Origin of the sequence: Streptomyces sp. P9(2023) (genome assembly GCF_032436795.1) — a bacterium.
GTDB lineage: Bacteria > Actinomycetota > Actinomycetes > Streptomycetales > Streptomycetaceae > Streptomyces.
The window spans coordinates 1-254 of sequence record NZ_JAUPWM010000661.1 but is presented as its reverse complement, the minus strand read 5'-3'; the positions used below and the strand labels follow the sequence as shown (position 1 = coordinate 254).

1 protein-coding gene is annotated in these 254 nt (G+C 31.5%); it reads left to right on the top strand.

The window, feature by feature from the left end; genetic code table 11:
• Positions 1 to 254 (top strand): hypothetical protein (locus tag Q5762_RS39045; protein WP_315897065.1); only part of this gene is annotated, 254 nt, incomplete at both ends.

Below are 254 nucleotides of genomic sequence, written 5' to 3'. Positions count from 1 at the left end.
TCAATTGGTTTATTTTTATTATGTATGCTTAACGAATTATCAATTGAGAAAGAGAACGACACCAAAGATACAATTTCAATTAATGAAATGTCTAATCCAGAACAAAATATAACTACAGAGCCATTGACGGATAAAGCGCAGCAAGTAACTGAAACAAATTCTAAAGCAAACTCCCAAAATCCACCATCTCAAGAAGCTACATCATCAGATAATGAAAACAACAATTCTCAAAAGCCTGAAATATCAAAAGAAGA